The sequence below is a fragment of the Streptomyces sp. NPDC059443 genome (assembly GCF_042750105.1).
Classification (GTDB): domain Bacteria; phylum Actinomycetota; class Actinomycetes; order Streptomycetales; family Streptomycetaceae; genus Streptomyces.
In genome coordinates this window covers 1-24,258 of sequence record NZ_JBHYVM010000035.1, presented here as the reverse complement: position 1 = coordinate 24,258, position 24,258 = coordinate 1, and the positions used below count along the sequence as shown (strand labels likewise).

The following is a 24,258-nucleotide window of genomic DNA, read 5'->3' as shown; positions in this document are numbered from 1 at the left end:
CGAACGCCACGAGCCGGGCCGCTCGACTACCCAACGAGCGGCCCGGCCTTGACCGATCAAGCGCGGGGCGCCACCTTCGAGAGGCCGTTGATGACGCGGTCCATCGCGTCGCCGCCCGTGGGGTCGGTCAGGTTGGCCAGCATCTTCAGGGTGAACTTCATCAGCACCGGGTGGGAGAGGCCGCGCTGGGTGGCGACCTTCATGACCTTGGGGTTGCCGATGAGCTTCACGAACGCGCGGCCCAGCGTGTAGTAGCCGCCGTAGGTCTCCTTGAGGACCTTCGGGTAGCTGTGCAGGGTCAGTTCGCGCAGGGCGGGGGTGGCGCGCGAGTGCGCCTGGACGATGACGTCGGCGGCGATCTGGCCCGACTCCATCGCGTAGGCGATGCCCTCCCCGTTGAACGGGTTGACGAGGCCGCCCGCGTCGCCGACCAGCAGCAGGCCCTTGGTGTAGTGCGGCTGCCGGTTGAAGGCCATCGGCAGGGCCGCGCCGCGGATGGGCTGCGTCATGTTCTCGGGGGTGTAGCCCCAGTCCTCCGGCATGGACGCGCACCAGGCCTTGAGGACCTCGCGCCAGTCCAGCTCCCTGAAGGCGGAGGAGGAGTTGAGGATGCCGAGGCCGACGTTGGAGGTGCCGTCGCCCATGCCGAAGATCCAGCCGTAGCCGGGGAGCAGCCGGTCCTCGGCGCCGCGCCGGTCCCACAGCTCCAGCCAGGACTCCAGGTAGTCGTCGTCGTGGCGGGGGGAGGTGAAGTAGGTGCGCACGGCCACGCCCATCGGGCGGTCCTCGCGGCGGTGCAGGCCCATCGCGAGGGAGAGGCGGGAGGAGTTGCCGTCGGCGGCGACGACGAGCGGGGCGGTGAAGGTGACCGGGGTCTTCTCCTCGCCCAGCTTGGCCTGGACCCCCGTGATGTGGCCGGTGCGGGGGTCGCGGACGGGCTCGCCGACGTTGCAGCGCTCGTAGAGGCGGGCGCCCGCCTTCTGCGCCTGGCGGGCCAGGGTCTCGTCGAAGTCGTCCCGCTTGCGGACGAGTCCGTAGTCGGGGAACGAGGCCAGTTCCGGCCAGTCCAGCTGGAGGCGCTGGCCGCCGCCGATGATCCGCAGACCCTTGTTGCGGAGCCAGCCGGCCTCTTCTGAAATGTCGATGCCCATCGACACCAGCTGCTTCGTGGCGCGCGGGGTCAGTCCGTCTCCGCAGACCTTCTCGCGCGGGAACGCCGTCTTCTCCAGGAGCAGGACGTCCAGCCCGGCCTTGGCCAGGTAGTACGCGGTGGTCGAGCCGGCGGGCCCGGCCCCGACGACGATCACGTCCGCGGAGTGCTCGGAGAGGGGCTGCTCGGAGAGGGGCTCGGTCACAGCGGGGTCTCCCGAAGGCTCGATAAGGGGTGCCCAACGGCACAAGACATGTGCAGTCTATGCAGCGAGAGAGATCGCGATCCGAAGGGCTGCCCACTGTGACCACCTCGCCGACCCGGCCGCTCCCCGCCGTCCAGCTCCGTGTGCCGACGGACGAGGACGCGCACGCCTGGCACCGGGTCTTCAACGACCCCGACGTCATGGAATTCCTCGGCGGGCCCGCCGAGCCGTCCTTCTACGAGGAGTTCACCGCGCGGCAGCGGCTGCACGACGCGCGGCTCGGCTTCTGCCTGTGGACGCTGACGGACGGGGACGGGGAGGTGCTCGGCTTCACGGGGGCGCAGCCGTGGCCGGCGGAGAAGGCGTGGGGGCCGGTGGGGGAGATCGAGATCGGGTGGCGGCTTGGCCGGTCGGCCTGGGGCAAGGGGTATGCGTATGCCGCTGCGCTGGCCACTGTTGACCGGGTGCGGGAGGCGGGCGTGCCGGAGGTGGTGGCGATGATCAACGACGAGAACGTCCGGTCGATCGCGGTCGCGGAGCGGCTCGGCATGCGCCTGGCGGACCGGTTCCTCCTTCCGGGCGGCGCCCGGTACGGCCGACGCTACGAGCTGACGCTCGGCCCGGAGTAGGCGGCCGCTGCGCGGAGCCGTCCCCTACCCGCCCTTCCACCGTTCCCCGGGCTCTGCCCGGACCCGGTCCTCAAACTCCCCCAGCTACCGCTGGGAGGGGCCCCCGGGACGGGCTGAAACACCCAGCCCCGCCGGCGTTTGAGGCGCGGGGTCCGGGGCGGAGCCCCGGCGACGGCGCCGCGCGTCAGAAGACGGACAGGCCCGTCAGCGTCGTGAAGCGATCCAGCGCGGCGACGGCGGCGACCGAGTTGCCCTGGGGGTCGAGGCCCGGACTCCACGCGGCCAGCGTGCACGCGCCGGGTACGACCGCCACGATGCCGCCGCCCACCCCGCTCTTGCCCGGGAGGCCGACCCGGTAGGCGAACTCCCCCGCCGCGTCGTACGTCCCGCAGGTCAGCATCACCGCGTTGATCTGCTTCGCCTCGCTGCGCGTGAGGAGCCGGGTGCCGTCGGCGCGCAGCCCGTGGCGGGCCAGGAAACGGCCCGCGCGGGCGAGGTCGGCGCAGCTCATCTCGATCGAGCACTGCCAGAAGTAGTGGTCGAGCAGCGTCGGCACCGGGTTGTCCATGTTCCCGTACGAGGCCATGAAGTGGGCCAGGGCCGCGTTGCGGTCACCGTGCTCGTGTTCGGAGGCTGCTACCTCCGCGTCGAAGGCGACGTCCGGGTTCTGGCTCTCCTCCCGGAGGAACCTCAGGAGTTCGCTGCTCGCGTCGCCCGTCAGCGTCAGCAGCCGGTCGGTGACGACCAGCGCGCCCGCGTTGATGAACGGATTGCGCGGGATGCCGTTCTCGTACTCCAGCTGCACCAGGGAGTTGAAGGGGTTGCCGGAGGGCTCCCGGCCCACCCGCTCCCAGAGGCTGTCGCCGCCCTCGGCGAGCGCGAGGGCCAGCGCGAAGACCTTGGTGATGGACTGCGTGGAGAACGGGGTCCGCCAGTCCCCCACTCCGAAGACGTTGCCGTCGAGATCGGCGATGGCCATCCCGAACTGCGAGGGGTTCACGGACGCCAGCGCCGGGATGTACTCGGCGGGGGTGCCGCTGCCCACCAGCGGGGCGATGTCGTTCGCGACCTGTTCCAGCAGCGCCTGGTAGTCCACCGGGAACTACCCCTTGACGCCGCGGTGCAGGGCCACGATGCCGCCGCTCAGGTTGCGCCAGGCCACCTTGGACCAGCCCGCCTTCTGCAGCAGCGCGGCCAGGTCCGGCTGGTCGGGCCAGGTGCGGATGGAGTCGGCGAGGTACACGTACGCGTCGGGGTTGGAGGAGACCGCCCGGGCCACCGGCGGCATCGCGCGCATCAGGTACTCGGTGTACACGGTCCGGAAGGGCGCCCAGGTGGGCTGCGAGAACTCGCAGATCACGACCTGGCCGCCGGGCTTCGTGACCCGGTACAGCTCGCGCAGGGCGGCGTCGGTGTCCTGGACGTTGCGCAGGCCGAAGGAGATGGTGACGGTGTCGAAGACCCCGTCCTGGAACGGCAGCTTCGTCGCGTCGCCCGCGGTGAGCGGGAGCCAGGGGTTGCGCTTCTTGCCCTCGCGGAGCATGCCGAGGGAGAAGTCGCAGGGGACGACGTACGCGCCGGTCGCGGCGAAGGGCAGCGAGGACGTGGCCGTGCCGGCGGCCAGGTCGAGGACCTTCTGCCCGGGGCGCGCGCCGACCGCCTTGGCGACCTCCTTGCGCCACAGGCGGGCCTGCCCGAGGGAGAGGACGTCGTTGGTGAGGTCGTAGTTCGCCGCCACGCCGTCGAACATGGAGGCGACTTCGTGCGGCTGCTTGTCCAGGGAAGCGGTGGTCACTGGCGTTGGCCCCTCGGGTGCGGATCGGCGGATGCGGCTCCATCCTCTCAGGCCGCCCCCGGCCCTCGCTCGGCGGCAGGGCCCTCGGCGGCGCCCTCAGCGGCGGCGGTGCAGCAGCCGGCCGCCGATGACCGTGGCCACGCAGGTGGTCGGGCCCCGCTCCAGCAGTTCCGCCGGGCCGGACACGGCGAAGACCGCGAACCGGGCCGGGGCTCCCGGCTCCAGGACCCCGTGGAAGGCCTCCTCGGGCGTGTCCCGTCTGGTGAACGGGTTCAGGGAGGCCGGGCCCTCGTAGGGGGCGGGCGGGAGGACGGCGAGTCCGGAGCGGACCACCGCCGTGCGCACCGCCGGGATCGCGAAGCGGCCGGTCACGGCCACCACCCCGCGCGCGAGGAGCTTCTGGGTGCCGCGCCGGGCGCTGTTGCCCCAGCGGGGTTCGGTCATCTTCAGGCCGTCCAGCGCCTCGGGGCCGCTGATCGGTTCGGTGCCGAGCTCGGTGATCTCGTACGGGTCGTCCGGGTAGTACGTCCGCTCAAGCAGCTCGTCGCCGCCGCGCACCAGCAGCCCGGGGGTCAGTACCCCGGGCCAGCTGCGGGCCCGCGCGTGCGGGTAGGCCGCGGCGAGCTCCTCGTACGGGCCCACGGCGGCGATCCGGTCCCCCTCGACCAGGACCGCGCCGCGGGGCAGCGGCGCGGTTCCGGCAGGTCCGGCAGGTCCGGCAGGTCCGGCGGTTCCGGTGACGAGGAGTTCGGCGGTGTGAATCGTGAGCACGGGCGCGTCAGTTCGTGGAGATGAGCTTCAGCTCGGGATGGGCCGTGCCGCCCTCGATCGCGGTGGAGGAGATGTGCGAGACGACGCGGTCGTCGACCGGGTCGTTCGCCGGGTCCTCGTGGACCAGGAGGTGCTCGTACGTCGTCGCGCGCTGCGCCGGGACGCGGCCCGCCTTGCGGATCAGGTCGATGATCTCCATGCGGTTGGAGCGGTGCTTGGCACCGGCCGAGGAGACGACGTTCTCCTCCAGCATGATCGAGCCGAGGTCGTCGGCCCCGTAGTGCAGGGAGAGCTGACCCGCCTCCTTGCCGACGGTGAGCCAGGAGCCCTGGATGTGGGCGATGTTGTCGAGGAAGAGCCGCGCGACGGCGATCATGCGCAGGTACTCGAACACGGTCGCCTGGGTGCGGCCCTTGAGCTTGTTGTTCTCGGGCTGGTAGGTGTACGGGATGAAGGCGCGGAAGCCGCCCGTACGGTCCTGCGTGTCCCGGATCATCGCGATGTGCTCGATGCGCTCGGCGTTGGTCTCGCCGGTGCCCATCAGCATGGTGGAGGTGGACTCCACGCCCAGCTTGTGGGCGATCTCCATGATCTCCAGCCAGCGCTCGCCGGACTCCTTGAGCGGGGCGATCGCCGTGCGCGGCCGCTCCGGCAGCAGTTCGGCGCCGGCGCCCGCGAAAGAGTCCAGACCGGCCGCGTGGATGCGCGCGATGGCCTCTTCGGCGCTCACGCCGGAAATACGGGCCATGTGCTCGACCTCGGACGCGCCGAGGGAGTGGATGACCAGCTGCGGGTAGGCCTTCTTGATGGCGGAGAAGTGGTGCTCGTAGTACTCGACGCCGTAGTCCGGGTGGTGGCCGCCCTGGAACATGATCTGCGTGCCGCCCAGCTCGACGGTCTCCGCGCAGCGGCGCAGGATGTCTTCGAGGTCGCGGGACCAGCCCTTTTCGGTGTCCTTGGGGGCCGCGTAGAAGGCGCAGAACTTGCAGGCCGTCACGCACACGTTGGTGTAGTTGATGTTGCGCTCGATGATGTACGTCGCGATGTGCTCGGTACCGGCGTAGCGCAGGCGCCGCGCGGCGTCGGCGGCCTGGCCGAGCGCGTGCAGCGGGGCGTGGCGGTAGAGGTCGAGTGCCTCTTCCTTGGTGATCCGGCCCCCTGCGGCGGCGCGGTCGAGGACAGACTGGAGATCGGCCTGGTCGGTCACCGGGGCGTCACCTTTCGGCTGGCGGGCTCAGGGGCGGTGTCAAGGGTCCGGACCGATCCAGCCTACGCCAGCCGTTGCCCTGGCCGGGCGGGGGGCGGAAGGCGGGGCGAGGTCCGGGCCGGCCGGGCCGGACTCCCCCTGCCCTGCCCCCGCCCGGCCAGGGCAACGGGCTCAGAGTCCCAGTCCGGCGCCGAGTCCCAGGCCCGCGTACACCACTCCCGCGAGGGCCCCGCCCGCCATGAAGGGGCCGAAGGGGATCGGGCTGGTGCGGTCCGCGCGGCGCAGGGCGATCAGGGCGAGTCCGTGGACCGCCCCCGCGAGGAACGCGGCGAAGGTGCCCGCGAAGAGCACGGGCCATCCGTACCAGCCGAGGATCTGGCCGACGGCGAGGGCGAGTTTGACGTCGCCGAAGCCCATGCCGCGGGGGTTGATGAGGAAGAGCAGGAGGTAGCAGCCGCCGAGGACGAGCCCGCCGAGCAGCGCGCGCGGCCAGGAGCCGCCGGCTCCGGGGAACAGGGCGGCCACGCCGAGGGCGGCGGCCGTCAGGGCGGCGAGCGGGAGGGTCAGCACGTCGGGGAGCCGGTGCACGGCCCGGTCCACGAGGCAGAGCAGCACGGTGAGCGGCGCGAGCAGCAGCCAGACGACCAGCTCGGGCCGCGCCCCGACCCCGGCCCCGAGCGCCAGACAGACGAGCGTCGTGGCGAGCACGGGCCCGGCCGCGGGCGCGTAGGCGGCGGCGCACCGCGGGCACGTGGCGCGCCCCAGCCAGCCACGGCCCGGACCGCCCAGCGGGTGCCCGGCCGGACAGGCCGACCGCCAGGGCAGCCCCGCCTCGACGGAGAGCCGGTAGCCGACCCGGGGCAGCAGCACCCCGGCCACCGCCCCCCAGAGCGCGACCCCGGCCACGAACGCCGTGATACCCATGTCAGCCCCCGCCCCACGACTTGGCGACGCACGCTAGCAGCGTCACCTGACCCCCTCAAGGAGCCGTCCGGCCGGCGCGGGGGCAGTGGGCCCTGCGGGGCTGTCCCCTACCCATCCCCCAGACTCCGTCCGGGGGGACCCCCAGTTCCACCGTTCCCTGGGGCTCCGCCCCAGACCTCGCGCCTCAATCGGGTCCGGGCAGCGCCCGGGGAACGGTGGAAGGGTGGGTAGGGGACTCCGCCCCGCAGGGTGCGTTCCGGCTCAGCCGCCGCCGACGGCATGGGCAAGGCACCGCCAGGGACAGGGGCTCAGGCGGGCTGGAAGCCGGCGAGCATCTGTTCCAGGGCCTGCTGGTCCGGGCCCACGAAGGGGTCGAGCCCCGGGGCGAGGCCCACGGTGTCGATCATCCGGGCGATGAGCCCGATCCCGGCGGCCGGCGGAAGGTGGGTGGAGAGCACGATCTCGGGATCCATCTCCTTGATCGGTGCCACGGTGGCGAGGAACCTCTCCCGGTCGGCGACGCACGCCCAGGGGCTGTCGATCGAGGCCCAGAGCAGCTGACCGGCCCGCAGCTCCTCGGGGCCGACCGCCCCGGCGTCCCCGCCGCCCGCCGCGAGCTCCCCGTCCGGCAGGGGCGAGCCGAAGCAGTCGGAGCTGAAGCAGGCCCGCGCGCGGTCGTCGTAGAAGCCCACGGTCGCGGGGTTGTCGAAGAGGGGCGGCCGGAAGGCGGTGAGGGAGCGGTCGCCCACGTCCAGGGTCTGGCCGGGGTTGAGCAGGAAGATCCGGTCCATCGGCAGCGGCCGTTCCACGGACATCTCGCCCACGCCGATGAAGGTGGTCACCACGCGGGCCCTCGGGGCGGCCTCCAGCAGGGCGAAGATCCCGCCGGTGTGGTCCCGGTCCGGGTGCGTCAGCCAGATCCACCGCACGTCTGCGGGGTCGACGGCCTCGGCCAGTGTCGTCAGGAAGTCCCGGTCGGGCAGGCCGAGGCCGGTGTCGACGACCACGGGTTCCCGGGCGTGCAGGACGAAGGCGTTGACCGGGAGGAATCCGAGCCCGGGCACTTCGAGGGCGTCCCCGAGGACGGTGATGTCCGGGGCGACTCTGCGTGTGGTCATGGCGGAGCTCCGATGGCCCCCCTGTGCGGCCCCCGGGTCCTCTTCCATCGTGTCCCCGGCCGGTCCCGCACGCACGCCCGTAAGCCGGGAAGTGAAATGGGAACGCATTACCGGTAAACAGCGGATATTCGCCTTTCCGGTATGCGGAAAAGGCGGGACCCCGCGCGACCCATAACCCGCGCTAATGCCCCACGTCGGCCGTCGCCAGAAGCTCTACCGCCACATCCGGCGCATACCCCGTCGTCGGTCCCGTCCGCCGCGCGAATTCACGTACGCCGGCCAGTTGCTCGGAGCCGAAGCGGAAGTCGAGGGTGGTGAAGTACCGCTCCAGCAGTTCCGCGTCGAAGGCCTCCCAGCGGGCCGCCTGCTCGGCGACCTTGGCCACCTCTTCGAGGGAGACGTCGCGGGAGGCGAGGAAGGCCTCGTGGACCTTGCGGACGACCTTGGGCTCGCGCTCCAGGTAGTCCTTTCGAGCGGCCCAGACGGCGAAGACGAACGGCAGTCCGGTCCACTCCTTCCACATCTGCCCGAGGTCGTGCACGGCGAGCCCGAGCCGGGGCGCGTCGTGCAGCGAGGCGCGCAGCGCGGCGTCGCCGATCAGCACCGCCGCGTCGGCCTCCTGCATCATCAGCCCCAGGTCGGGGGGGCAGGTGTAGTAGTCGGGACGCACCCCGTACTGCTCGGCGAGCAGCAGCTGGGCGAGGCGTACGGACGTGCGGGAGGTCGAGCCGAGGGCGACGCGGGCGCCGTCCAGCTGGTCCAGGGGGACCTGCGAGACGATCACGCAGGACATGACGGGGCCGTCGCAGCCGACCGCGAGGTCGGGGAAGGCGACGAGCTGGTCCGCGTTGCGGAGGAACTCCACGAGGGTGATCGGGCCGATGTCCAGGCCGCCCTGGACGAGGCTCGCGCTCAGCTTCTCGGGGGTGTCCTTGGTCAGCTCCAGGTCCAGCAGCGTGCCGGTTCTGGCCAGCCCCCAGTAGAGGGGCAGGCAGTTCAGGAACTGAATGTGGCCGACACGGGGCCGGCTGCGATAGGCGTCCACATCGCGAGACTAGCCCCCGTGTCTCCGTCAGCCGTCTGGCGGGTCTCAAACGTCCGAGTGACGTGATCTTTCCCTCTGGTCTCGGCCCCGAGGTGCGTGCTAGGCTCGACGCAAGTTGCAGTTTGGTTTCCCTTGCAGTACGAGGCCTGCGGAGAATGTGACCCGCAGGCTTTTGTAGTTTTCAGACTTCTTAGCAGGTTCTGGAGCAGGGCGACCCTTTGGCCCATAGGAGGGCTCATGGCTACCGGAACCGTCAAGTGGTTCAACGCTGAAAAGGGCTTCGGCTTCATCGCCCAGGACGGCGGCGGCCCGGATGTCTTCGTCCACTACTCCGCGATCAACGCCGCCGGCTTCCGCTCCCTTGAGGAGAACCAGCTGGTGAACTTCGACGTCACCCAGGGTCCGAAGGGCCCGCAGGCGGAGAACGTCACCCCGGCCTAGTCGCCTGGGCCAACCAATCGCGGTTGGATATGCAGTACCCAAGGAGCCCTGTCTTCTCTGCGCGAGCAGAGTCGACGGGGCTCCTGCCTTTGCCCTTGCCCTGGCCGGGTCGTCGGACGGGCCTACGGCAGCGCCCCCCGGCACCGTTGGACGGTGCCGGGGGGCGCTTTGCCGTAGGCGGGCCCTCCCGGGGTCAGGCCTTCGGGGCCGGAGCCGCGGTGATGGTGATGTCCACGAGTACGGAGACCTTGTCCGAGATGCGGAGGCGGAGGGTGTACTTGCCCGGGGTGACGCCCGTCGTGGAGAGCTCCGGGAGGGCGATCTTGCCGTCCTCGGTCGTCGCCGCCAGTTCCAGCTCCGTGAGCTTCTTGCCGTCCTTGGCCAGGAAGTACGGGGTCGCTCCCGCCGTCGCCGGGTCGGCCGGAACCCACTTCCCGTCCTTGTCCACCGTCCCGAACCCGGCCACGGCCTTCGCCCCGGCGACCGGCTTGTCCTTCGCCGTCGCCAGGAACTCGACGCCCTTGATCCCGGTCCCGGTCACCACCACGACCGGCTTGTCCGCGTCCGCCCCGGTACGGACCAGCAGGTCCGCGTCCGGGAGGGGTACCGGCTTCGCCGGGGTGACCGTGCCCGTGAACTTCACCGTGACCTCGCGCGAAGCGTCGTAGCCGCTCGCGCGCAGGACGAACGTGCCCGCCTTCTCGCCCGCCTTCAGCCTCGGGATCTTCACCAGGCCGTCCGCGTCGGTGTGGAGCACCACGAAGTTCTTGCCGTCGGCCGCGAAGACCGTCCCGGCGGTGGTGTCCTCGTCGATCGACAGCACGACGATCTGGTCGGTGGCCGGCTTGCCGTCGCTGAGCACCGCCTTGACCTGCGGGGCCTGACCGAACACCGTCCCCGCCTCCGCCGTGAGCTCGGTGTCGCCGACGGGCACGAGCTTGTCCAGGCGCGCGGTCGGAGTGGGCGTCGGGGTCGGGGTCGGGGTGGGCGTGGGAGTCGGCGTAGGAGTGGGTGTCGGAGTCGGCGTGGGAGTCGGCGTCGGCCTCGGCCTCGGCGCGGGCGGGGTCGGCGGGGTCGGCAGTACCGGCGGGTTCGGGGTCGGGTAGTTGCCTGCCGGCGGGTTCGGAACCCCGGCCGCGCCGTCCCCGGCCTGGTACTGCCGCATGTACCCGAGCACGGTGTTCACGTACTCGCGCGAGTTGTTGTAGCTGAGGACCGCCTTGTCGAGCTGCGCCGTGTCGGAGAGGTTCCGTCCTCCCGCGCACAGGTAGAGGCCCGCGCCGAGCGCGGCGTCGTAGATGTTGTTCGGGTCGCGCTTGCCGTCGCCGTTGCCGTCGGCGCCCCACGTTGCCCAGGTGGAGGGGATGAACTGCAGCGGGCCGACCGCGCGGTCGTACACGGCGTCGCCGTCCCACTCGCCCTTGTCGGTGTCCTTGATCTCGGCGAACCCGTTGCCGTCCAGGCGCGGTCCGCGGATCGGCTTCTCGGTGTACCCGTCCATCTTGAGCCCGTACCCGGAGGCGTGCACGGACTCGACCCTGCCTATGCCGGCGAGCAGTTGCCAGGGCAGGTGGCAGCCGGGGAGCGCGGCGGCCACCGATACCTGGGCCCGCTTGTACGCGTCGAGGGCGGTCGCGGGTATCCCGCTGACCGCCCCTCCGGGGCTGGCCGCGCCGGGCGGCAGCGGCGGATCGGCGACCAGGTCCGGCAGCTCCAGCCGGGCGTCACCGCGATCGGTGGCCTGGGGGCTGTCGGGGGTCGGTTCGGCTTCGCCCGCGCCCGCGATGGGCGTGTTGGTCACGACCGCGGCGGTGGTCAGGCTGGCCGCGAGGGCGGCCGTGCACATGACCTTGCGCGAGGTGTTGACGAGATGACGGTGAAGTGGCTTCACAGTGCGGCAATCCCCCCAGGGCGACCGGTCCGGGCCGCCGTAAAACGTATACGCGCCCAGCTGTGCATCGGGCTACGTGCCCAGCTGCGCGTACGACTACACGTACGACCGGTCGGGCCGTGGATGTTAACTGTCTATCAGGTCTTTGGTCCCGACTCGCCGTTCCCCCGAGAGATGTGGCCCACCATTCGTCTCGTCTTCACCGGTGTCCTGTCCGGTAATAAACCAAGGACTTAAGTCCCTGCCCCATTCGCCCCAATGGCACATACTTGACCGCTCTACGGTCTTTATTCTTGTGTGATGGCATCCAGCAAGAAGGACCAGCGGCGCGAGGCCCGCGAGCGACTGCACGAAGAGCGCCAGGCACAGGCCCGGCGCGCGAAGCTGCGCGGGCGCGTGCTCATCGGCGGCTCGCTGGTGGCCGTACTGGCCCTCGCGGTCGGCATCGGCCTCTACGCCGCGAACTCCTCGGGCTCCTCGGGCTCCGGCGACGAGGCTGCAGGCAAGCCGTTCGTCCAGCCGGCCAACACCACCGGCAAGGACGGCATAGTCGTCCCGTACGGCAAGGCCGACGCGAAGAACGTCCTGTCGGTCTGGCTCGATCCCCGCTGCCCCTACTGCGCGGGCGTCGAAATCGGACTCGGCAAGACCATCAAGGAGCAGGCGGACGCGGGCACATACCGCGTCGAGTACCACTTCGCCACATTCCTGGACAAGGCGCTCGGTGGCGGCAAGGGCTCCAAGCGCGCGGTCAACGCCCTGGGCGCGGCGGTGAACGAGAGCCCCGAGAAGTTCATGGATTACCTCCAGGTGCTCTACAAGAACCACCCGGAAAAGGAATCCGACGACAAGTTCGGCTCGACGGCCACCCTGCTGGAACTCGCGGACCAGGTCCCGGGGCTGCGTACGCCGGCGTTCAACCGGGCCGTCAAGGAACTCACGTACATGCCGTGGGTCGAGAAGGTCGGCCAGGCCTTCTACGACCAGAACATGCAGGGCACCCCGGACGTGTCCATCAACGGCAAGAAGCTCACCGTGAACAGCGGAAACGGCATCGACTCGATCACCCCCGAGGCGTTCACCAAGCTGATCACGGAGAATCTGAAGTAGGCAGATCCACGGACAAATCCATGGACAGGGCCTCGGTGATCGTGGCGATGTGCTCGTAGGCCCGCTGGGCGGCGGCCAGGACGCGGTCCTGGGGCCCGGGTTCGGTGAGTACGCCGTTCAGGCGCGCGGTGAAATCCGCCCAGCGTCCGCGGTCGCCGCTGCCGTAGTAGGCCACGCCGTCCGTGGCGTCGAGCCCGTAGGCCTTGGCGACGTACGGGCGCAGCACCAGGCCGCCGAGCGTGGAGCCTTCCATGACGTACAGGATCCCGAGCAGCCCCTCGGATTCCGCCACCGCGGTGGCGCGTATCTCCCGTACGAACGCCTCGGCCTCGGCGGCCGCCCGCGCCGCTCCCGGAGCGTCGGCGAAGTACTTCACATCGCTCTCCACGAGCGCGAGTTTGTCCAGATCCGCCGACCACACCGAGCCGACGGGCAGGCTGGTGGCGCGCGAGAGTTCGCCTTCGAGCACCTCCAGCACCACCTGGTAGGCGGCGAGCTGCCCCACGTAGCGGTCGAGCGGGAGGGTCCCGGCGATCATCGCCGTCGCGAACCCGGTCGCCTCCAGGCGGTCGTGCCAGGCACGGGTACTGGACCGCAGGCGCTCGGTCAGGGTGGGAGCGCTGGGAGCGCTGGGAGCGCTCGCGGCGCTGGGGGCGCTGGGGGCGCTGGGGGCGCTCACGCGCCGCTCCGCTTCCGTATCGCCTGGTACAGCCGGTCGATGAGGTGTCCCTTGCGTTCGATCGTCACGTCGAAGTACGCCGCGCTGCGCTCGGAGCGGCAGACCCCGTACACGGCCTCCTTCGCCGCCCGCTTGAGCTCGACCGCTTCGGCGGCGAGTTCGAGGAGCGTCTCCTCCAGCTTCGGGTGACCGAGGACGAAAGGTTTCAGCCAAGCGCCGTCCGACTGGCGCTCCGCCGAGGGCGCGGAATCGAGGAGTTCCAGGAAGACCCGGTTGCCCAGTCCGTCGAAGTCCTCGTGGGCTTTGGCCCCGCCGATCTCCGGCACGATGTCGCTCAGGTCGTTGAACAGCTGGCTCGCCAGGCCGAGTTTGCGCATGGCCCCGTCCAGCGTGCGCCGCTCGTCCTCCACGACGTCCAGGGCCGCCACGGCCGCGTCGAGCGGCATCCAGAACAGCGTCCCCGTCTTGAGCGCGGCCGTCGACTCCCAGAACTCCACCCGCGCCTCACGGGACGCGGCCATCAGCTCGGCGCGGGTCTCCGCCGAGCGCGCGGATATGTCCACGGCCTGCCCCGTCAGACCCAGGCCGACCGCCCGCACCAGGCTCCGTACGACGGCCGGATCGGCCGCGTGGCCGAGCGCGGCCGTGATCAGCCAGGAGCCGGCGTTGAGCGCGAGCGGTACGCCGTGGGTGACGTGGAGCGCGGCCTCGCCGTAGCGGACGCCGCTGCCGTCCTGGATGTCGTCGAGCGCGACGGCGGCCTTCAACAGGATCCGCACCGCCACCGCGGCCCGGCGGACCGCCGCCAGGTCCGCAAGCTCCGCCGACTCCGCCGGGGCGCCCTCGCCGCCGCCCAGCTCATCGGGGAATCCCCGGTAGTTGCGGTACGCCCAATAGACCATCGACGGCCGCAGCGGCGCCGCCCTGCCGCCCTCCGGCGCCCCGACGGCGGGCGGCACAGCTGGCGGCAGGGCCTCCTGTCCCACCTTGGACCCGACGGCGTCCGAGACCGGCCCGTACAGGGAGCGCCGCAACGCGCCTTCGTACACCGACGCTTCCCCGCCCGGCCGCGCGGTGGCGAGGGACCCGAGGAACTCGGCCAGATCGTGTTCGAGCAACGCGGCATCCCCCCGCACCACCGCCTCGACCTCTGACACATCCACCTTCTCGGTCACTACGCCTCCGACTCCAAACATCACGCGCGTCAAACGTCAAACAAAAGCCTCAACAGCCATGAAGAGGGCAGCGTGATCGTAAACGCCCGGCGCCACAAGCCTGCGTCCGGATCCCGGGCAGGGACAGTGCGATTCAGGACACCTCCGGTGTCCCCCGCGTCGCCTGCTACCCCAGGTTCTTCTCCTCCCCCGCCGGCGTCAGGTCTACGAGCTTCCCCGCGACGCCCTGCGCCTCGAACGCCTTGACCAGCGACTCGATGTCCTCGGAGTAGATGTTCCAGCTGTCGGTGTGCAGCGGGACCACCTTGCGGGGGTCGAGGTCCTTCGCGACCAGGGCCGCGTCCTCGGAGGTGAGGGTGAGCGGGGCGTTGTCGAGGATCGCGGGGGTGCGGGCGGCGCCGGCGAAGAGGACGGCGGTGTCGATGGGGCCGAACTCCGCCTTGATGCGGTCGCCGGCCTCCTTGGCGACCTTGACCGAGGCGTTGTCTCCGGAGACGTACGTCGTGGGGACGTCCGTACCGCTGATCACGAAGCCGGTGACCTCCCCGTCCTCGCCACGGTCCACTCCGTCGGGCCCGTGCAGGGCGGGCACGGCGGTGACCGTGACGGCGCCGCCGGCGCTCTTCAGCTCCCGGGACTCCCAGCTCTCCAGGCCCGTGACGTGCGCGCCGAGCCGCCGGCGCGCGCCGGGGGTGGAGAGCACGACGGGCACCTCCTTGAGCAGCTCGCGGCCGGCGTCGTCGAGGTTGTCGTCGTGCTGGTCGTGGGAGAGGAGTACGGCGTCGATCGCGCCGATCCCCTCGGTCCCGAGCGCGGGGGCCAGGGTCTTCTCCAGGCCGCTCGGGTACTTCCCGGGCTGGTCGAAGGCCGGGTCGATCAGGATGCGCAGGCCGGCGATCTCCAGGATCGCGGTCGGCCCGCCGATGTGGGTGACGGTGAAGCGGTTCGGGCTCATGGGAATGACCAGCTCTCTCGCTACGGACGTACGAACAACCGGGAACGTGTTCAACGCTAACACATCACGTAAGCATTGATCACAAACCCCTGCGCTCGCAGCCCACCGACCCCCATCCACCCAGGCCAGAACTGTTAGCGCTGCTACCATGGGCCCATGTCGACGGCACGAGAGCGCATCCTGGAAGCCACCGCGGAACTGCTCGCGACCAAGGACGCGCTGGCGATCTCGACCCGGGTCATCTGCGAGCGGGCCAAGGTCGGCATGCCGGAGATCTACCGCCAGTTCGGCGACAAGGAGGGGCTGCTCACGGCAGTCGCGGACCTCGGCTTCGAGCGCTTCCTCGCCAACAAGCGGCGCAATCCGCTCACCGAGGACCCGGTGGCGGACCTGCGCACGGCCTGGGACAGCCATGTCGCCTTCGCGCTCCGCAACCCCCACCTCTACCGGCTGATGTTCACGCCCACGGGAGAGGTCAAACCGCAGGGGATCAAGGAAGCACAGGCCCTGCTCCTGTCGGCCGTGGAGCGCTGCCGCGACGCCGGGCGGCTGCGCACGGCCCCCGAGCTGGCCGGCCAGTCGATCCTCTCGGCCAATGTGGGCGTCTGCCTGATGGCCCTGTCCTTCCCCGAGCCGTTCGGCAGCCTCGACATCTCCCAGTCGGTGCGCGACGCCGTGATCGGCAAGGTCACCGGCGACGAACGGGAGGACTCGCGCATCACGGCCGCCACCGTCCTGGCCCAGGCCCTGGTCGGCACCCTCACCGGAACGGCCCCGGCGGACGAGGCGGCCGTGGCCGACCTGGCCCGCGCACTGCGTCCGAAGGCCCCGTAAGGCCTCGTAAGCCCCGCAAGACCCGTAAGCCCCGTAAGGCCCGGGTTCAGGAGCCTTCGACCGGCCCGGCCTGGTCCCATCCGGGCACCCGCACGTCGATCGTGAAACCTCCCGACCGGACCTCCTCACCACAGGTCCGGCACGTGGACATCAGATCGAGGTCGTGCTCGGCGTGGTCCCCGGAGCCGGGTCCGCCGCAGTGCCGGAAGGCGACCGGCGGGCTGTCCACCGCCCAGCGGTCGCCCCAGGCCAGCAGCGCGCGCATCACCGGCGCGAGATCGCGGCCGGCTTCCGTGAGGTGGTACTCGAAGCGCAACGGGCGTTCGCTGTAGGCGCGACGCTCGACCACGCCCGCCTCCTCCAACGCGCGTAGCCTGGCGGCGAGTCGGTCACGGGGGGCGCCGGTGTTGCGGACGATCCGGTCGAAGCGCCGGTTGCCGTAGAAGATCTCGCGGACCGCGAGGAGGGCCCAGCGTTCGCCGACGAGTTGCAGCGCGGCGGCCACGGAGCACGGCCGGCCGGGCACTTCGGGGTGCGGGACCGGGTTCTCGCCCTGCTTCGCGTTCGGGGTCACGTCTCCATCTTCCCCCTAGTCCGTTGTGTTTTCAAACCCACATGACTAACCTCCGGTCCATGACAGTTGGAATATCAAACCCACCAAGAGCGTCCCGGGCCGTGTTCGCGACGGTCGCCGCCGCGGTCTTCATGTCGAACCTCGACCTCTTCATCGTCAACGTGGCCCTCCCCGAGATCGGCCGCTCGTTCGGCGGCAGCGGCCTCGGCTCCCTCTCCTGGGTCCTCAACGGCTACGCGATCGTCTTCGCGGCGCTCCTCGTGGTCGCCGGCCGCCTCGCCGACCGCTCCGGCCACAAGCCGGTCTTCCTGACCGGACTGGCGGTGTTCACCCTCGCCTCGGTCGGCTGCGCACTGGCTCCCAACGTCGGGGCGCTGATCGCGGCGCGGCTCGTACAGGCCGCCGGCGCCGCGCTGCTGATGCCCACGTCGCTGGCGCTGCTGCTCGACTCGACGACCCCCGAGAAGCGCGCCGGGGCGGTGCGGGCCTGGGCGTCGATCGGCGGGATAGCCGCCGGACTCGGGCCGGTGGCCGGCGGGCTGCTGGTCCAGGCCGGATGGCACTGGGTGTTCATCATCAACGTGCCGGTGGGGATCGTGACGTTCGCACTCGGTCTCAAGGCGCTGCCGTCGCCCGGACGCGCCGGGGCCGAGAAGAGCCCGCTGCCCGATCTGTTCGGCGCCGCCCTCCTCACCGGCTCGATCGCCACGCTCGCGCTCAGCCTGGTCAAGGCCCCCGACTGGGGCTGGACGAGCGCCGGCACCCTCGGCGGCCTGGCCGGCGCCGTGCTGCTCGGCGTCTGGTTCGTCCTGCGCTCGGCCCGCCACCCCGTGCCGATCGTCGAACTGCCGCTGCTCCGGGTCCCGGCGTTCGCGTCCGCCGCGGCCGCCCTGATGCTGTTCACCGTCGCGTTCGCCGGAATGCTGCTCGGCGCGGTGCTGTGGTGCCAGGGCGTGTGGGGCTACTCGGCCCTGCGCACCGGACTGGCCATCGCGCCGGGACCCCTGCTGGTGCCGCCGGTCGCGCTGCGGATCGGCCCCGCCGTCGCCAGGTTCGGTGCGGGCCGCATAGCGATGGCGGGAACCGTCCTGTTCGCGGCCGGCGTCCTGTGGTGGGCCGCGATGCTCGACACCGGCTCGTCCTACGCCGCTTCGCTCGTGCCCGGCATGCTGCTGACCGGCCTCGGCGTCGGCATGACGCTCCCGGTCCTGACCGGGGTGTCGGCGGCCGCCCTGCCGCCGGCCCGCTTCGCCACCGGCTCGGCCATCACCTCGATGGGCCGCCAGATCGGCGCGGTCCTCGGCGTCGCGCTCCTGGTCGGCCTCCTGGGCACCCCGGCCCCCGGACACGTCGTCGCCGCGTTCCAGCACGGCTGGTACGCGATCGCCGCGGCCTCCCTGCTCGCCGCGTGCGCGACGATCCCGCTCGCCCGCAAGCCGCGGCCGGCCGTGGCCAAGACGGCCGAGGCCGCAGCGGCCTAGGACTTGCCGTACAGCTCCTCGATCTCTCGCGCGTACCGCTCCGCCACCGCGCGGCGGCGGAGTTTGAGGGTCGGGGTGAGGGTGCCCGCGTCGACCGTGAACTCCTCCGGGAGGATGCGGAAGGCCCGGACGCGGGCCGGGCGGGACACCGTGGCGTTGGCCGCGGTGACCGCCTCCTCCACGAGGGCCCGTACCGCCGGGTGGTCGCCCGGCGCGGCAGCCGGGTCCAGGTCGATCGACTCGCGCGCCGCCCAGGCGGCGATCTCCTCCGCGTCCAGGGTGATCAGGGCCACCGGGTGGGGGCGGCGGTCGCCGATCATGACCGCGCGGGAGACGTAGCGGGAGCGCTGGACGGCGAACTCCAGCTCGGTGGGGGTGATGTTCTTGCCCGCCGAGGTGATGATCAGCTCCTTCTTCCGGCCCGTGATGGACAGGTAGCCGTCGGGGTCCAGCTCGCCCAGGTCCCCCGTGTGCAGCCAGCCGCCCCCGTCCAGCGCCTCCGCCGTCGCGGTCGGGTTGGCGTGGTATCCCGGGAAGATCATCGGACCGCGCGCCAGGACCTCGCCGTCCTCCGCGATGCGGACCTCGCACCCGGCGATCGGCCGGCCCACCGAGCCGTAGCGGATCCCGGCCGGGTGGTTGAGGCTGATGACCCCGCCCGACTCGGTCATCCCGTAGCCCTCGAACACCGCGATCCCGCAGGCCCGTAGGAAGTCGAGGGTGGCCGGGGCGATCGGGGCCCCGCCCGTCAGCGCCCACTTCAGGCGGCCCCCGAAGGCACCCCTGACCAGGGAGTACAGGGACTTCTCCGCCGCCTCGTAGGCGTCGCGGGACCCGTCCGGCAGCCGGCCCTCCGCCGCCAGGAGCCCGAGGCGGACCGCCTCGGCGAAGCGGTCCGCGCCGCCCTCCTGGGCCTCCGCGAGGGAGAGCACCACCGAGTGGAGCTTCTCGAACAGGCGCGGGACGGACGGGAGATGGGTGGGTCGGGCCTCGGCGAGCTCGCCTATGACGTCCTCGATCCGGCCGCCGAAGTAGCAGAGCTCGCCGCCCTCCAGGAGGGTGGTGAACTGGATCAGCTGCGCCAGCAGGTGGGCGAGCGGGAGGTAGAGGTACGTGGAGTCCCCCGGGCCGCCCTTGATCAGCGGGAGCGTCGCGTCCTGGATCGCGCCCAGGTTGCCGTGCGTGAGGCGGCAGCCCTTCGGGAGGCCGGTGGTGCCCGAGGTGTAGACGATCGAGGCGTCGGCCCCGGGGACCACCGAGGCGGCGCGGGCGAGGAGTTCGGCCTCCGGCGCGGCTCCGGGCAGGGAGCGAAGCCCGTCCATGGCCACCACCGCGCGCAGCTTCGACAGCTTGCCGCGCAGCGCCTCCACCCGGGCCGCCTGCGCCGCGTCGTCGCAGACGGCCACCACCGCCTCCGAGTCCGACAGCACCCAGGCGAGCTCCTCCTCCCCCGCCGTCGGGTACACCGGCACCAGGACGGCCCCCGCCGCCAGGACCCCGAAGTGCGTGTACGTCCACTCCGGGCGGGTCTCCGCGAGCACCGCGACCCGGTCGCCCGGGGCCACCCCGAGGCCGAGCAGGGCGCGCCCGGACTCCCGTACGCGGGCGCGCAGTTCCCCGTAGGAGACGGTGGACCAGCCGCCCGCCGCGCCCTTGTGGCGCAGCGCGGTCTCGGCCGCGTACCGCTCGCCCGTCCACTCCGTGAACACCGCCAGTGTCCGTGGCCGCAGCACGGCTTCGTCCGTCGCGTCGTCCGTCGCGTCGCTCATCGCGTCGCTCATGGGCCCGCCTCCCCCTCGGTCGTACCGATGACGCTAGGCACCGGGAGGGCGGATGCGGCATGACCGGAAGCGTCACCCCCGCTGACCGCAGCGCTCAATGCGGCTACCGTCACCCCCATGGGGAGGCGGACGATCACCGTGCACCACGTGCGCGCCGTGCTCGCGGGCGCGCGCCGCAGCGGCATCGACACCGTGCCGCTGCTCCAGGAAGCCCAGATTCCGCCGCTGCTGCTCGGCGACGACCGGGCGCGCGTGACCCCCGCGCAGTTCGCGCGGCTGTTCCGGGCGCTGTACCGGTCCACGCAGGACGAGTTCCTGGGCCTGTCGGCCGTACCCAGCCGCCCCGGGACCTTCGCGATGATGTGCTACGCCGCGCTGGGCTGCCCCGACCTCGGCGCGGCGGTGGAGCGGTCGGCCGCCTTCTACGGGCTGTTCCCGGGCGGGCCGGAGCTGGCGCTCGAAGTCGAGGGCGGGCAGGCGCGGTTCACCGTACGGAACGACTTCGCGCGCGACGAGGAGCGGTTCCTCACCGAGTGCGTGCTCGCCATCTGGCACCGGCTGAGCAGCTGGCTGATCGGACGGCGGATCCCCCTCCTGTACGCCTCCTTCGCGTATCCGGCGCCGCCGCACGAGGAGGAGTACGAGCTCCTCTTCGACTGCCCGGTCCGCTTCGGCGAGCAGCGCACGGGCGCGGCCGTCGCCTTCGACGCGCACTGGCTGACCGCCCCGCTGGTCCGCGAGGAGCCCGCCCTCGACGCGATGCTGCGCCGGGCCCCCTTCGACCTCCTCTCGCGGCCCGCGTACGGGACCACGGTCGCGGAACAGGTCCGCCGGACCCTCACCCAGGCCCTGCGCACCTCCCCGCGGCTGCCGGAGCTCGGGGAGGTGGCGGGCCGCCTCGCGGTGTCGCCGGCGACGCTGCGGCGCAGGCTCCAGCAGGAGGGGACCTCCTTCCAGCAGCTGAAGGACCACGTCCGGCGGGACGCGGCGATCGCCGGCCTGGCGGAGAGCGGCGAACCCATCGCGGAACTCGCGGCCCGCCTGGGCTTCTCGGAGGACACGGCCTTCCACCGGGCCTTCCGCCGCTGGACGGGCACGACCCCGGGCGCGTACCGGATCGCGGCGGTTGAGGGCCCGGGCCAGGAAAGGTGAGCTGCGCGGTCAGCGACGTTCTGACCGGTCGGTCACTACGGTCTCCTCACCTACCCCCACCGGACCCCTTGGGAGAGCCGCCCCATGCGTATCCGAAACTCCGCGCGGACCGCTCGCACCGCCCGCACCGCCCTGGCCGCCGTGGCCGCCCTGGCCCTCTCGGCCGCCGTGCCCGCCACCACCGCCCGGGCCGAGGAGGCCACCGCCCGCCCCGGCGACCTCGTGAGCACCGCGCCCTCCGCGTTCCATCCGCTGCCCGGCCAGCCCACCAACACCAAGGCCTGGAAGATCCTCTACCACTCGACCACCGCCGAAGGCGCCCCGAACGTGGTCTCCGGCACCGTCATCGTCCCGCAGGACGGCCGCACCGGCCCGCGCCCCCTCATCACCTACGCCGTCGGCACCGTCGGCCTGGGCGACTCCTGCGCGCCGAGCAACAACCTCCCGTACGGCACCGCCATGGAGGCCAACCTCATCCAGCAGCTCACCCTGCGCGGCTGGGCCGTGGTCGTCACCGACTACGAGGGCCTCGGCACCCCCGGCCTGCACACCTACACCGTCGGCCCGTCCGCCGGCCACGCCATGCTCGACGCCGCCCGCGCGGCCACCCGCCTCCCCGAGGCCGGGCTCGCGGCCAACACCCCGGTCGGGATCATGGGTTACTCCCAAGGCGGCCAGGCCAGCAGCTGGGCCGCCGAGCTGCAAGGCTCGTACGCACCGGAGTTGCAGGTCAAGGGCACGGCGACGGGCGGTGTCCCGGCCGACCTGCTGAAGGTGGCCGACTTCAACAACGGCTCCTACGGCTCCGGCCTCATCTTCATGGCCGCCGCCGGCCAGGACGCCGCCTTCCCGGAGCTGAACCTCGACTCCTACCTCAACCCGGCCGGAAAGGCCCTGGTCAACGGCATGAAGGACGGCTGCGTCGCGATCGACTCCATCGCCGGCTCCTTCAAGCGGATCTCCGACCTGACCACCCGCGACCCGCTCGCGCAGCCGGACTGGCAGGCCCGCCTGAACCAGAGCAAGCTCGGCCGGACCGCTCCGGCCGCGCCCGTGTACCAGTACCACGCGCTCGGCGACGAGCTCATCCCGTACGCCGTCGGGCGCCAACTGCGCTCCGACTGGTGCGCGAAGGGCGCGAACGTCGAATTCGACACCATCTGGGTCGGCGAGCACGTCAGCGGCGTGATCACCCACTCCCTGGAGGCCGGTAACTGGCTCGCGGACCGGTTCGCGGGCCGCTCGACCCACCCCAACTGCTGACCGGCCCCGACCGGCCACGGCAGTACGGGGTTCCGCCCCGCCGGGGGTTCGCTACTCCCCGGCGGGGCAGGCCCGCGTCCCGGACGGCAGCCGGCCGTCGATGAGGAAGTGGTCCACGTAGCCGCGTACGCAGGGCGAGGCCACGTAGCCGGTGTGCCCGTCGCCCTTGTAGTCCAGGACCACGGCGTTGCCCAGCAGCTTCGCCGTCTCCTCCGTCCACTCGTACGGGGTCGCCGGGTCGCCGCGGGTACCGACGAGCAGCATCCGCGGGATCCCGGCCGGGTGGTCGATCTTCCGGATGAAATCGGTGCCGGCCGGACGCCCGTAGCAGGCCAGGACCGTCATCAGCTGGCGCGGCCCGAAGATCGGCGAGGCGGCGACGAACGCCGGGTCCAGCGCCTCGATCTCCCGCTCGATCGCCGCCGGGGACGCCTTGTCGTTGCTGCGGTCCGGGTCGTCGGCGCAGCTCACCGCTACGAGCGCGGCCGCGGCGTTGTCGGCGGGCACCTTGCCGGCCTTGTCCCCGCCGCCGGTGTCCGGCGGGGGCTTTTCGGCCGGGCCGCCGAGCTGCATCAGGCCCACCGGGTCGCCCTTGCGCTCGACGAGGGCGAGCGCGTCCGCGAGCCGGGGCCACAGCTCCTGCGAGTACAGGGCGGTCCCGATGGCCTCGGCCACGTCCTGCCCGGTGAAGCGGACACCGCCCTCGCCGACGAGCGGCTCGGCGTCGAGTCGGGTGACGAGGGCCTCCACCTTGTCCTCGGCGGTACGGGAGTTCGTGCCGTAGACGCAGCCCTCGCGGCGCGCGCACCAGGCGAGGAAGTTGTCCAGGGCCCGCTGCTGGCCGACCGCCGAGCTCAGGGCCTGCTCGGCGAGCGGCTCGCTCAGCGTGTCGACCCCGTCGAGGACCATCCGGCCGGTGTGCTGCGGGAACAGGGCTGCGTAGACCGCGCCGAGGCGCGTCCCGTAGGAGAAGCCGAGGTAGTCGAGCTTCTTCTCACCGAGGGCCTGGCGGATCACGTCCATGTCGCGGGCCACGCTGACGGTACCGACGTACGGGAGCACCTGCCCGGAGTACCGGGCGCAGCGCTTGGCCTCGGCACGCAGGGCGGCGAGGGTGGCGGCCCCGCTGTCCCCGGCGGAGCCGGTGCCGTCCGAGTCCCCCGCTTTCGGGGAGCCGCCGCAGCTGACGGGCTCGCTGAGGCCGACGCCGCGGGGGTCGAAGACGACGATGTCGTAGCTCTTGTTGAGCTGCGTGAAGGCGTAGGGGTAGGCGGCGAGGGTAGAGACGCCGGGGGCGCCGGGTCCGCCGAAGTTCATGACCAGCGAGCCGAGCGGCTTGCGGCCCGAGGAGGTTTCGGTGGCGGGGAGCTTCGCGAGGGCCAGCTTGACGGTGCCCTTGCCGGGGGCTCCGTGGTCGAGGGGCACGCTCAGGGTGCCGCAGCGCATCTCCGCGGGGGCCGACTTCTCGGGGCAGTCGCCCCAGCGGATGCGAGGGGCGCTCGCGCCGGCGCTCACACTCGGAGCCGGGCTCTGCGACGGGCTCGGCGAACTCGGGCTCGGCCCTGCCGCGAGGCTGCCGCCGAGCAGCAGGACGGCGGCGCAGCCGCCGGCGGCTATCCGCCGGCGGGAGCGGGAACGGGAACGGGAACGGTGCACTGCACCCTCCTCGGGCGACCCCCCGAACCAGTCAGCTCACCATAAGCGGCTCCTAGCCGCCCCGCTGCTTGACCTCGGCGATCTCCACTTCGGGCTGCGCGGGCGCCTCCCGGCCGGGCGCCCTACCCCGCAGGCGCCGAAGCCGCCCCCGGGCACCCTCGCACCCCCGGCGCCGGGCCCCTGGCCCTGGCCCCACAGCCTCCGCTGCGCGGGGCCTGCCCCTCCCCGCCCTTCGCCCGTTCCCAGGGCTGCGCCCTGACCCGCCGGGGCCGGGCTTCGCCCGAGCCCCTGGGGCTCCGCCCCAGACCCCGCGCCTCAAACGCCGGCGAGGCTGAAATTGCCCTGCGGGGCAATCCAGCCCCGCAACATCCAGCCCCGCCGGCGTTTGAGGCGCGGGGGTCCGGGGGCTGGCCCCCGGCAAC

At 72.1% G+C, this 24,258-nt stretch carries 22 protein-coding genes; 7 read left to right on the top strand and 15 right to left on the bottom strand.

Annotation, left to right across the window (positions count from 1 at the left end; genetic code table 11):
* Positions 1 to 56: 56 nt before the first annotated feature.
* Entirely contained in the window at positions 57 to 1,355 is a 1,299-nt protein-coding gene (locus ACFXDJ_RS28345; RefSeq protein ID WP_384650401.1) for a geranylgeranyl reductase family protein, read from the bottom strand.
* Between the two features lie 59 nt (positions 1,356 to 1,414).
* Here ACFXDJ_RS28345 and ACFXDJ_RS28340 point away from each other — a divergent pair, with 59 nt between their 5' ends.
* Positions 1,415 to 1,984: a GNAT family N-acetyltransferase gene (locus ACFXDJ_RS28340; RefSeq protein ID WP_384650399.1), complete on the top strand. Its 570-nt coding sequence runs from the start codon at positions 1,415 to 1,417 to the stop codon at positions 1,982 to 1,984.
* A 184-nt stretch (positions 1,985 to 2,168) separates the two neighbouring features.
* Here the strand turns inward: ACFXDJ_RS28340 and ACFXDJ_RS28335 are convergent, their stop codons facing one another.
* The 7 genes from ACFXDJ_RS28335 to ACFXDJ_RS28305 all read right to left on the bottom strand — a co-directional run bounded on the left by ACFXDJ_RS28335 (position 2,169) and on the right by ACFXDJ_RS28305 (position 8,844).
* Positions 2,169 to 3,080, bottom strand: a complete 912-nt coding sequence (locus ACFXDJ_RS28335; RefSeq protein WP_384663766.1) for a glutaminase — start codon at positions 3,078 to 3,080, stop codon at positions 2,169 to 2,171.
* Positions 3,081 to 3,086: 6 nt separating this feature from the next.
* Positions 3,087 to 3,779, bottom strand: coding sequence for a demethylmenaquinone methyltransferase (locus ACFXDJ_RS28330; RefSeq protein WP_384663768.1), 693 nt, complete (start codon positions 3,777 to 3,779; stop codon positions 3,087 to 3,089).
* Positions 3,780 to 3,875: 96 nt separating this feature from the next.
* A complete protein-coding gene (locus tag ACFXDJ_RS28325; protein WP_384663770.1) occupies positions 3,876 to 4,550 on the bottom strand; it encodes a hypothetical protein in 675 nt (224 codons plus the stop codon).
* Positions 4,551 to 4,557: 7 nt separating this feature from the next.
* Positions 4,558 to 5,757: a cyclic dehypoxanthinyl futalosine synthase gene (gene mqnC, locus ACFXDJ_RS28320; RefSeq protein ID WP_384663771.1), complete on the bottom strand. Its 1,200-nt coding sequence runs from the start codon at positions 5,755 to 5,757 to the stop codon at positions 4,558 to 4,560.
* A gap of 171 nt (positions 5,758 to 5,928) precedes the next feature.
* On the bottom strand, positions 5,929 to 6,681 hold the full coding sequence (locus tag ACFXDJ_RS28315; protein ID WP_384663813.1) for a prepilin peptidase: 753 nt from the start codon (positions 6,679 to 6,681) through the stop codon (positions 5,929 to 5,931).
* A 308-nt stretch (positions 6,682 to 6,989) separates the two neighbouring features.
* On the bottom strand, positions 6,990 to 7,799 hold the full coding sequence (locus ACFXDJ_RS28310) for an MBL fold metallo-hydrolase (protein WP_384663811.1): 810 nt from the start codon (positions 7,797 to 7,799) through the stop codon (positions 6,990 to 6,992).
* Between the two features lie 181 nt (positions 7,800 to 7,980).
* The gene (locus ACFXDJ_RS28305; RefSeq protein ID WP_384663809.1) at positions 7,981 to 8,844 is read right to left on the bottom strand and encodes a menaquinone biosynthetic enzyme MqnA/MqnD family protein; all 864 of its coding nucleotides are present in this window, start codon (positions 8,842 to 8,844) and stop codon (positions 7,981 to 7,983) included.
* 237 nt (positions 8,845 to 9,081) lie between these two features.
* Between ACFXDJ_RS28305 and ACFXDJ_RS28300 the strand changes: the two genes are divergently transcribed.
* Entirely contained in the window at positions 9,082 to 9,285 is a 204-nt protein-coding gene (locus ACFXDJ_RS28300; protein ID WP_112451444.1) for a cold-shock protein, read from the top strand.
* Between the two features lie 193 nt (positions 9,286 to 9,478).
* Here the strand turns inward: ACFXDJ_RS28300 and ACFXDJ_RS28295 are convergent, their stop codons facing one another.
* Complete coding sequence (locus ACFXDJ_RS28295; RefSeq protein ID WP_384850761.1) at positions 9,479 to 11,176, bottom strand: lytic transglycosylase domain-containing protein; 1,698 nt, start codon at positions 11,174 to 11,176, stop codon at positions 9,479 to 9,481.
* Positions 11,177 to 11,476: 300 nt separating this feature from the next.
* On the opposite strand from ACFXDJ_RS28295, the gene ACFXDJ_RS28290 reads away from it, so the two are divergent.
* Positions 11,477 to 12,286, top strand: coding sequence for a thioredoxin domain-containing protein (locus ACFXDJ_RS28290; RefSeq protein ID WP_384658691.1), 810 nt, complete (start codon positions 11,477 to 11,479; stop codon positions 12,284 to 12,286).
* On the opposite strand, the gene ACFXDJ_RS28285 is transcribed toward ACFXDJ_RS28290, so the two are convergent.
* The 3 genes from ACFXDJ_RS28285 to ACFXDJ_RS28275 all read right to left on the bottom strand — a co-directional run bounded on the left by ACFXDJ_RS28285 (position 12,267) and on the right by ACFXDJ_RS28275 (position 15,095).
* Positions 12,267 to 12,965, bottom strand: coding sequence for a biliverdin-producing heme oxygenase (locus ACFXDJ_RS28285; RefSeq protein ID WP_384658689.1), 699 nt, complete (start codon positions 12,963 to 12,965; stop codon positions 12,267 to 12,269). The two genes, ACFXDJ_RS28290 and ACFXDJ_RS28285, sit on opposite strands and share 20 nt — an antisense overlap.
* Positions 12,962 to 14,122, bottom strand: a complete 1,161-nt coding sequence (locus tag ACFXDJ_RS28280) for a polyprenyl synthetase family protein (protein ID WP_384658687.1) — start codon at positions 14,120 to 14,122, stop codon at positions 12,962 to 12,964. Before ACFXDJ_RS28280 ends, ACFXDJ_RS28285 begins: the two co-directional genes overlap by 4 nt.
* A 184-nt stretch (positions 14,123 to 14,306) precedes the next feature.
* The gene (locus ACFXDJ_RS28275) at positions 14,307 to 15,095 is read right to left on the bottom strand and encodes an MBL fold metallo-hydrolase (protein WP_384658685.1); all 789 of its coding nucleotides are present in this window, start codon (positions 15,093 to 15,095) and stop codon (positions 14,307 to 14,309) included.
* Positions 15,096 to 15,251: 156 nt separating this feature from the next.
* On the opposite strand from ACFXDJ_RS28275, the gene ACFXDJ_RS28270 reads away from it, so the two are divergent.
* Positions 15,252 to 15,929 carry a TetR/AcrR family transcriptional regulator gene (locus tag ACFXDJ_RS28270; RefSeq protein WP_384658682.1) on the top strand — a complete coding sequence of 226 codons (678 nt, stop codon included), beginning with the start codon at positions 15,252 to 15,254 and terminating at the stop codon, positions 15,927 to 15,929.
* Between the two features lie 46 nt (positions 15,930 to 15,975).
* On the opposite strand, the gene ACFXDJ_RS28265 is transcribed toward ACFXDJ_RS28270, so the two are convergent.
* Positions 15,976 to 16,503 carry a winged helix-turn-helix transcriptional regulator gene (locus ACFXDJ_RS28265; protein WP_384658679.1) on the bottom strand — a complete coding sequence of 176 codons (528 nt, stop codon included), beginning with the start codon at positions 16,501 to 16,503 and terminating at the stop codon, positions 15,976 to 15,978.
* 101 nt (positions 16,504 to 16,604) lie between these two features.
* Here ACFXDJ_RS28265 and ACFXDJ_RS28260 point away from each other — a divergent pair, with 101 nt between their 5' ends.
* A complete protein-coding gene (locus tag ACFXDJ_RS28260) occupies positions 16,605 to 17,984 on the top strand; it encodes an MFS transporter (protein WP_384658676.1) in 1,380 nt (459 codons plus the stop codon).
* On the opposite strand, the gene ACFXDJ_RS28255 is transcribed toward ACFXDJ_RS28260, so the two are convergent.
* Positions 17,981 to 19,765, bottom strand: a complete 1,785-nt coding sequence (locus ACFXDJ_RS28255) for an AMP-dependent synthetase/ligase (RefSeq protein WP_384658673.1) — start codon at positions 19,763 to 19,765, stop codon at positions 17,981 to 17,983. The genes ACFXDJ_RS28260 and ACFXDJ_RS28255 overlap by 4 nt on opposite strands.
* Positions 19,766 to 19,882: 117 nt before the next feature.
* Between ACFXDJ_RS28255 and ACFXDJ_RS28250 the strand changes: the two genes are divergently transcribed.
* Together ACFXDJ_RS28250 and ACFXDJ_RS28245 are read left to right on the top strand one after the other, a co-directional pair.
* Entirely contained in the window at positions 19,883 to 20,917 is a 1,035-nt protein-coding gene (locus ACFXDJ_RS28250; RefSeq protein WP_384658670.1) for an AraC family transcriptional regulator, read from the top strand.
* Positions 20,918 to 21,001: 84 nt separating this feature from the next.
* Positions 21,002 to 22,180 carry a lipase family protein gene (locus tag ACFXDJ_RS28245; protein WP_384658668.1) on the top strand — a complete coding sequence of 393 codons (1,179 nt, stop codon included), beginning with the start codon at positions 21,002 to 21,004 and terminating at the stop codon, positions 22,178 to 22,180.
* Positions 22,181 to 22,231: 51 nt separating this feature from the next.
* Here the strand turns inward: ACFXDJ_RS28245 and ACFXDJ_RS28240 are convergent, their stop codons facing one another.
* Positions 22,232 to 23,836 carry an alpha/beta hydrolase gene (locus ACFXDJ_RS28240; RefSeq protein WP_384658666.1) on the bottom strand — a complete coding sequence of 535 codons (1,605 nt, stop codon included), beginning with the start codon at positions 23,834 to 23,836 and terminating at the stop codon, positions 22,232 to 22,234.
* Positions 23,837 to 24,258: the final 422 nt, after the last annotated feature.

What these genes read in the sequence shown, in the direction of transcription:
- ACFXDJ_RS28340 (WP_384650399.1), top strand. Translation starts at nt 1,415, where the DNA reads ATGCAGCGAGAGAGATCGCGATCCGAAGGGCTGCCCACTGTGACCACC.
- ACFXDJ_RS28315 (WP_384663813.1), bottom strand. Translation starts at nt 6,681, where the DNA reads ATGGGTATCACGGCGTTCGTGGCCGGGGTCGCGCTCTGGGGGGCGGTG.
- ACFXDJ_RS28310 (WP_384663811.1), bottom strand. Translation starts at nt 7,799, where the DNA reads ATGACCACACGCAGAGTCGCCCCGGACATCACCGTCCTCGGGGACGCC.
- ACFXDJ_RS28300 (WP_112451444.1), top strand. Translation starts at nt 9,082, where the DNA reads ATGGCTACCGGAACCGTCAAGTGGTTCAACGCTGAAAAGGGCTTCGGC.
- ACFXDJ_RS28290 (WP_384658691.1), top strand. Translation starts at nt 11,477, where the DNA reads ATGGCATCCAGCAAGAAGGACCAGCGGCGCGAGGCCCGCGAGCGACTG.
- ACFXDJ_RS28275 (WP_384658685.1), bottom strand. Translation starts at nt 15,095, where the DNA reads ATGAGCCCGAACCGCTTCACCGTCACCCACATCGGCGGGCCGACCGCG.
- ACFXDJ_RS28270 (WP_384658682.1), top strand. Translation starts at nt 15,252, where the DNA reads ATGTCGACGGCACGAGAGCGCATCCTGGAAGCCACCGCGGAACTGCTC.
- ACFXDJ_RS28255 (WP_384658673.1), bottom strand. Translation starts at nt 19,765, where the DNA reads ATGAGCGACGCGATGAGCGACGCGACGGACGACGCGACGGACGAAGCC.
- ACFXDJ_RS28250 (WP_384658670.1), top strand. Translation starts at nt 19,883, where the DNA reads ATGGGGAGGCGGACGATCACCGTGCACCACGTGCGCGCCGTGCTCGCG.
- ACFXDJ_RS28245 (WP_384658668.1), top strand. Translation starts at nt 21,002, where the DNA reads ATGCGTATCCGAAACTCCGCGCGGACCGCTCGCACCGCCCGCACCGCC.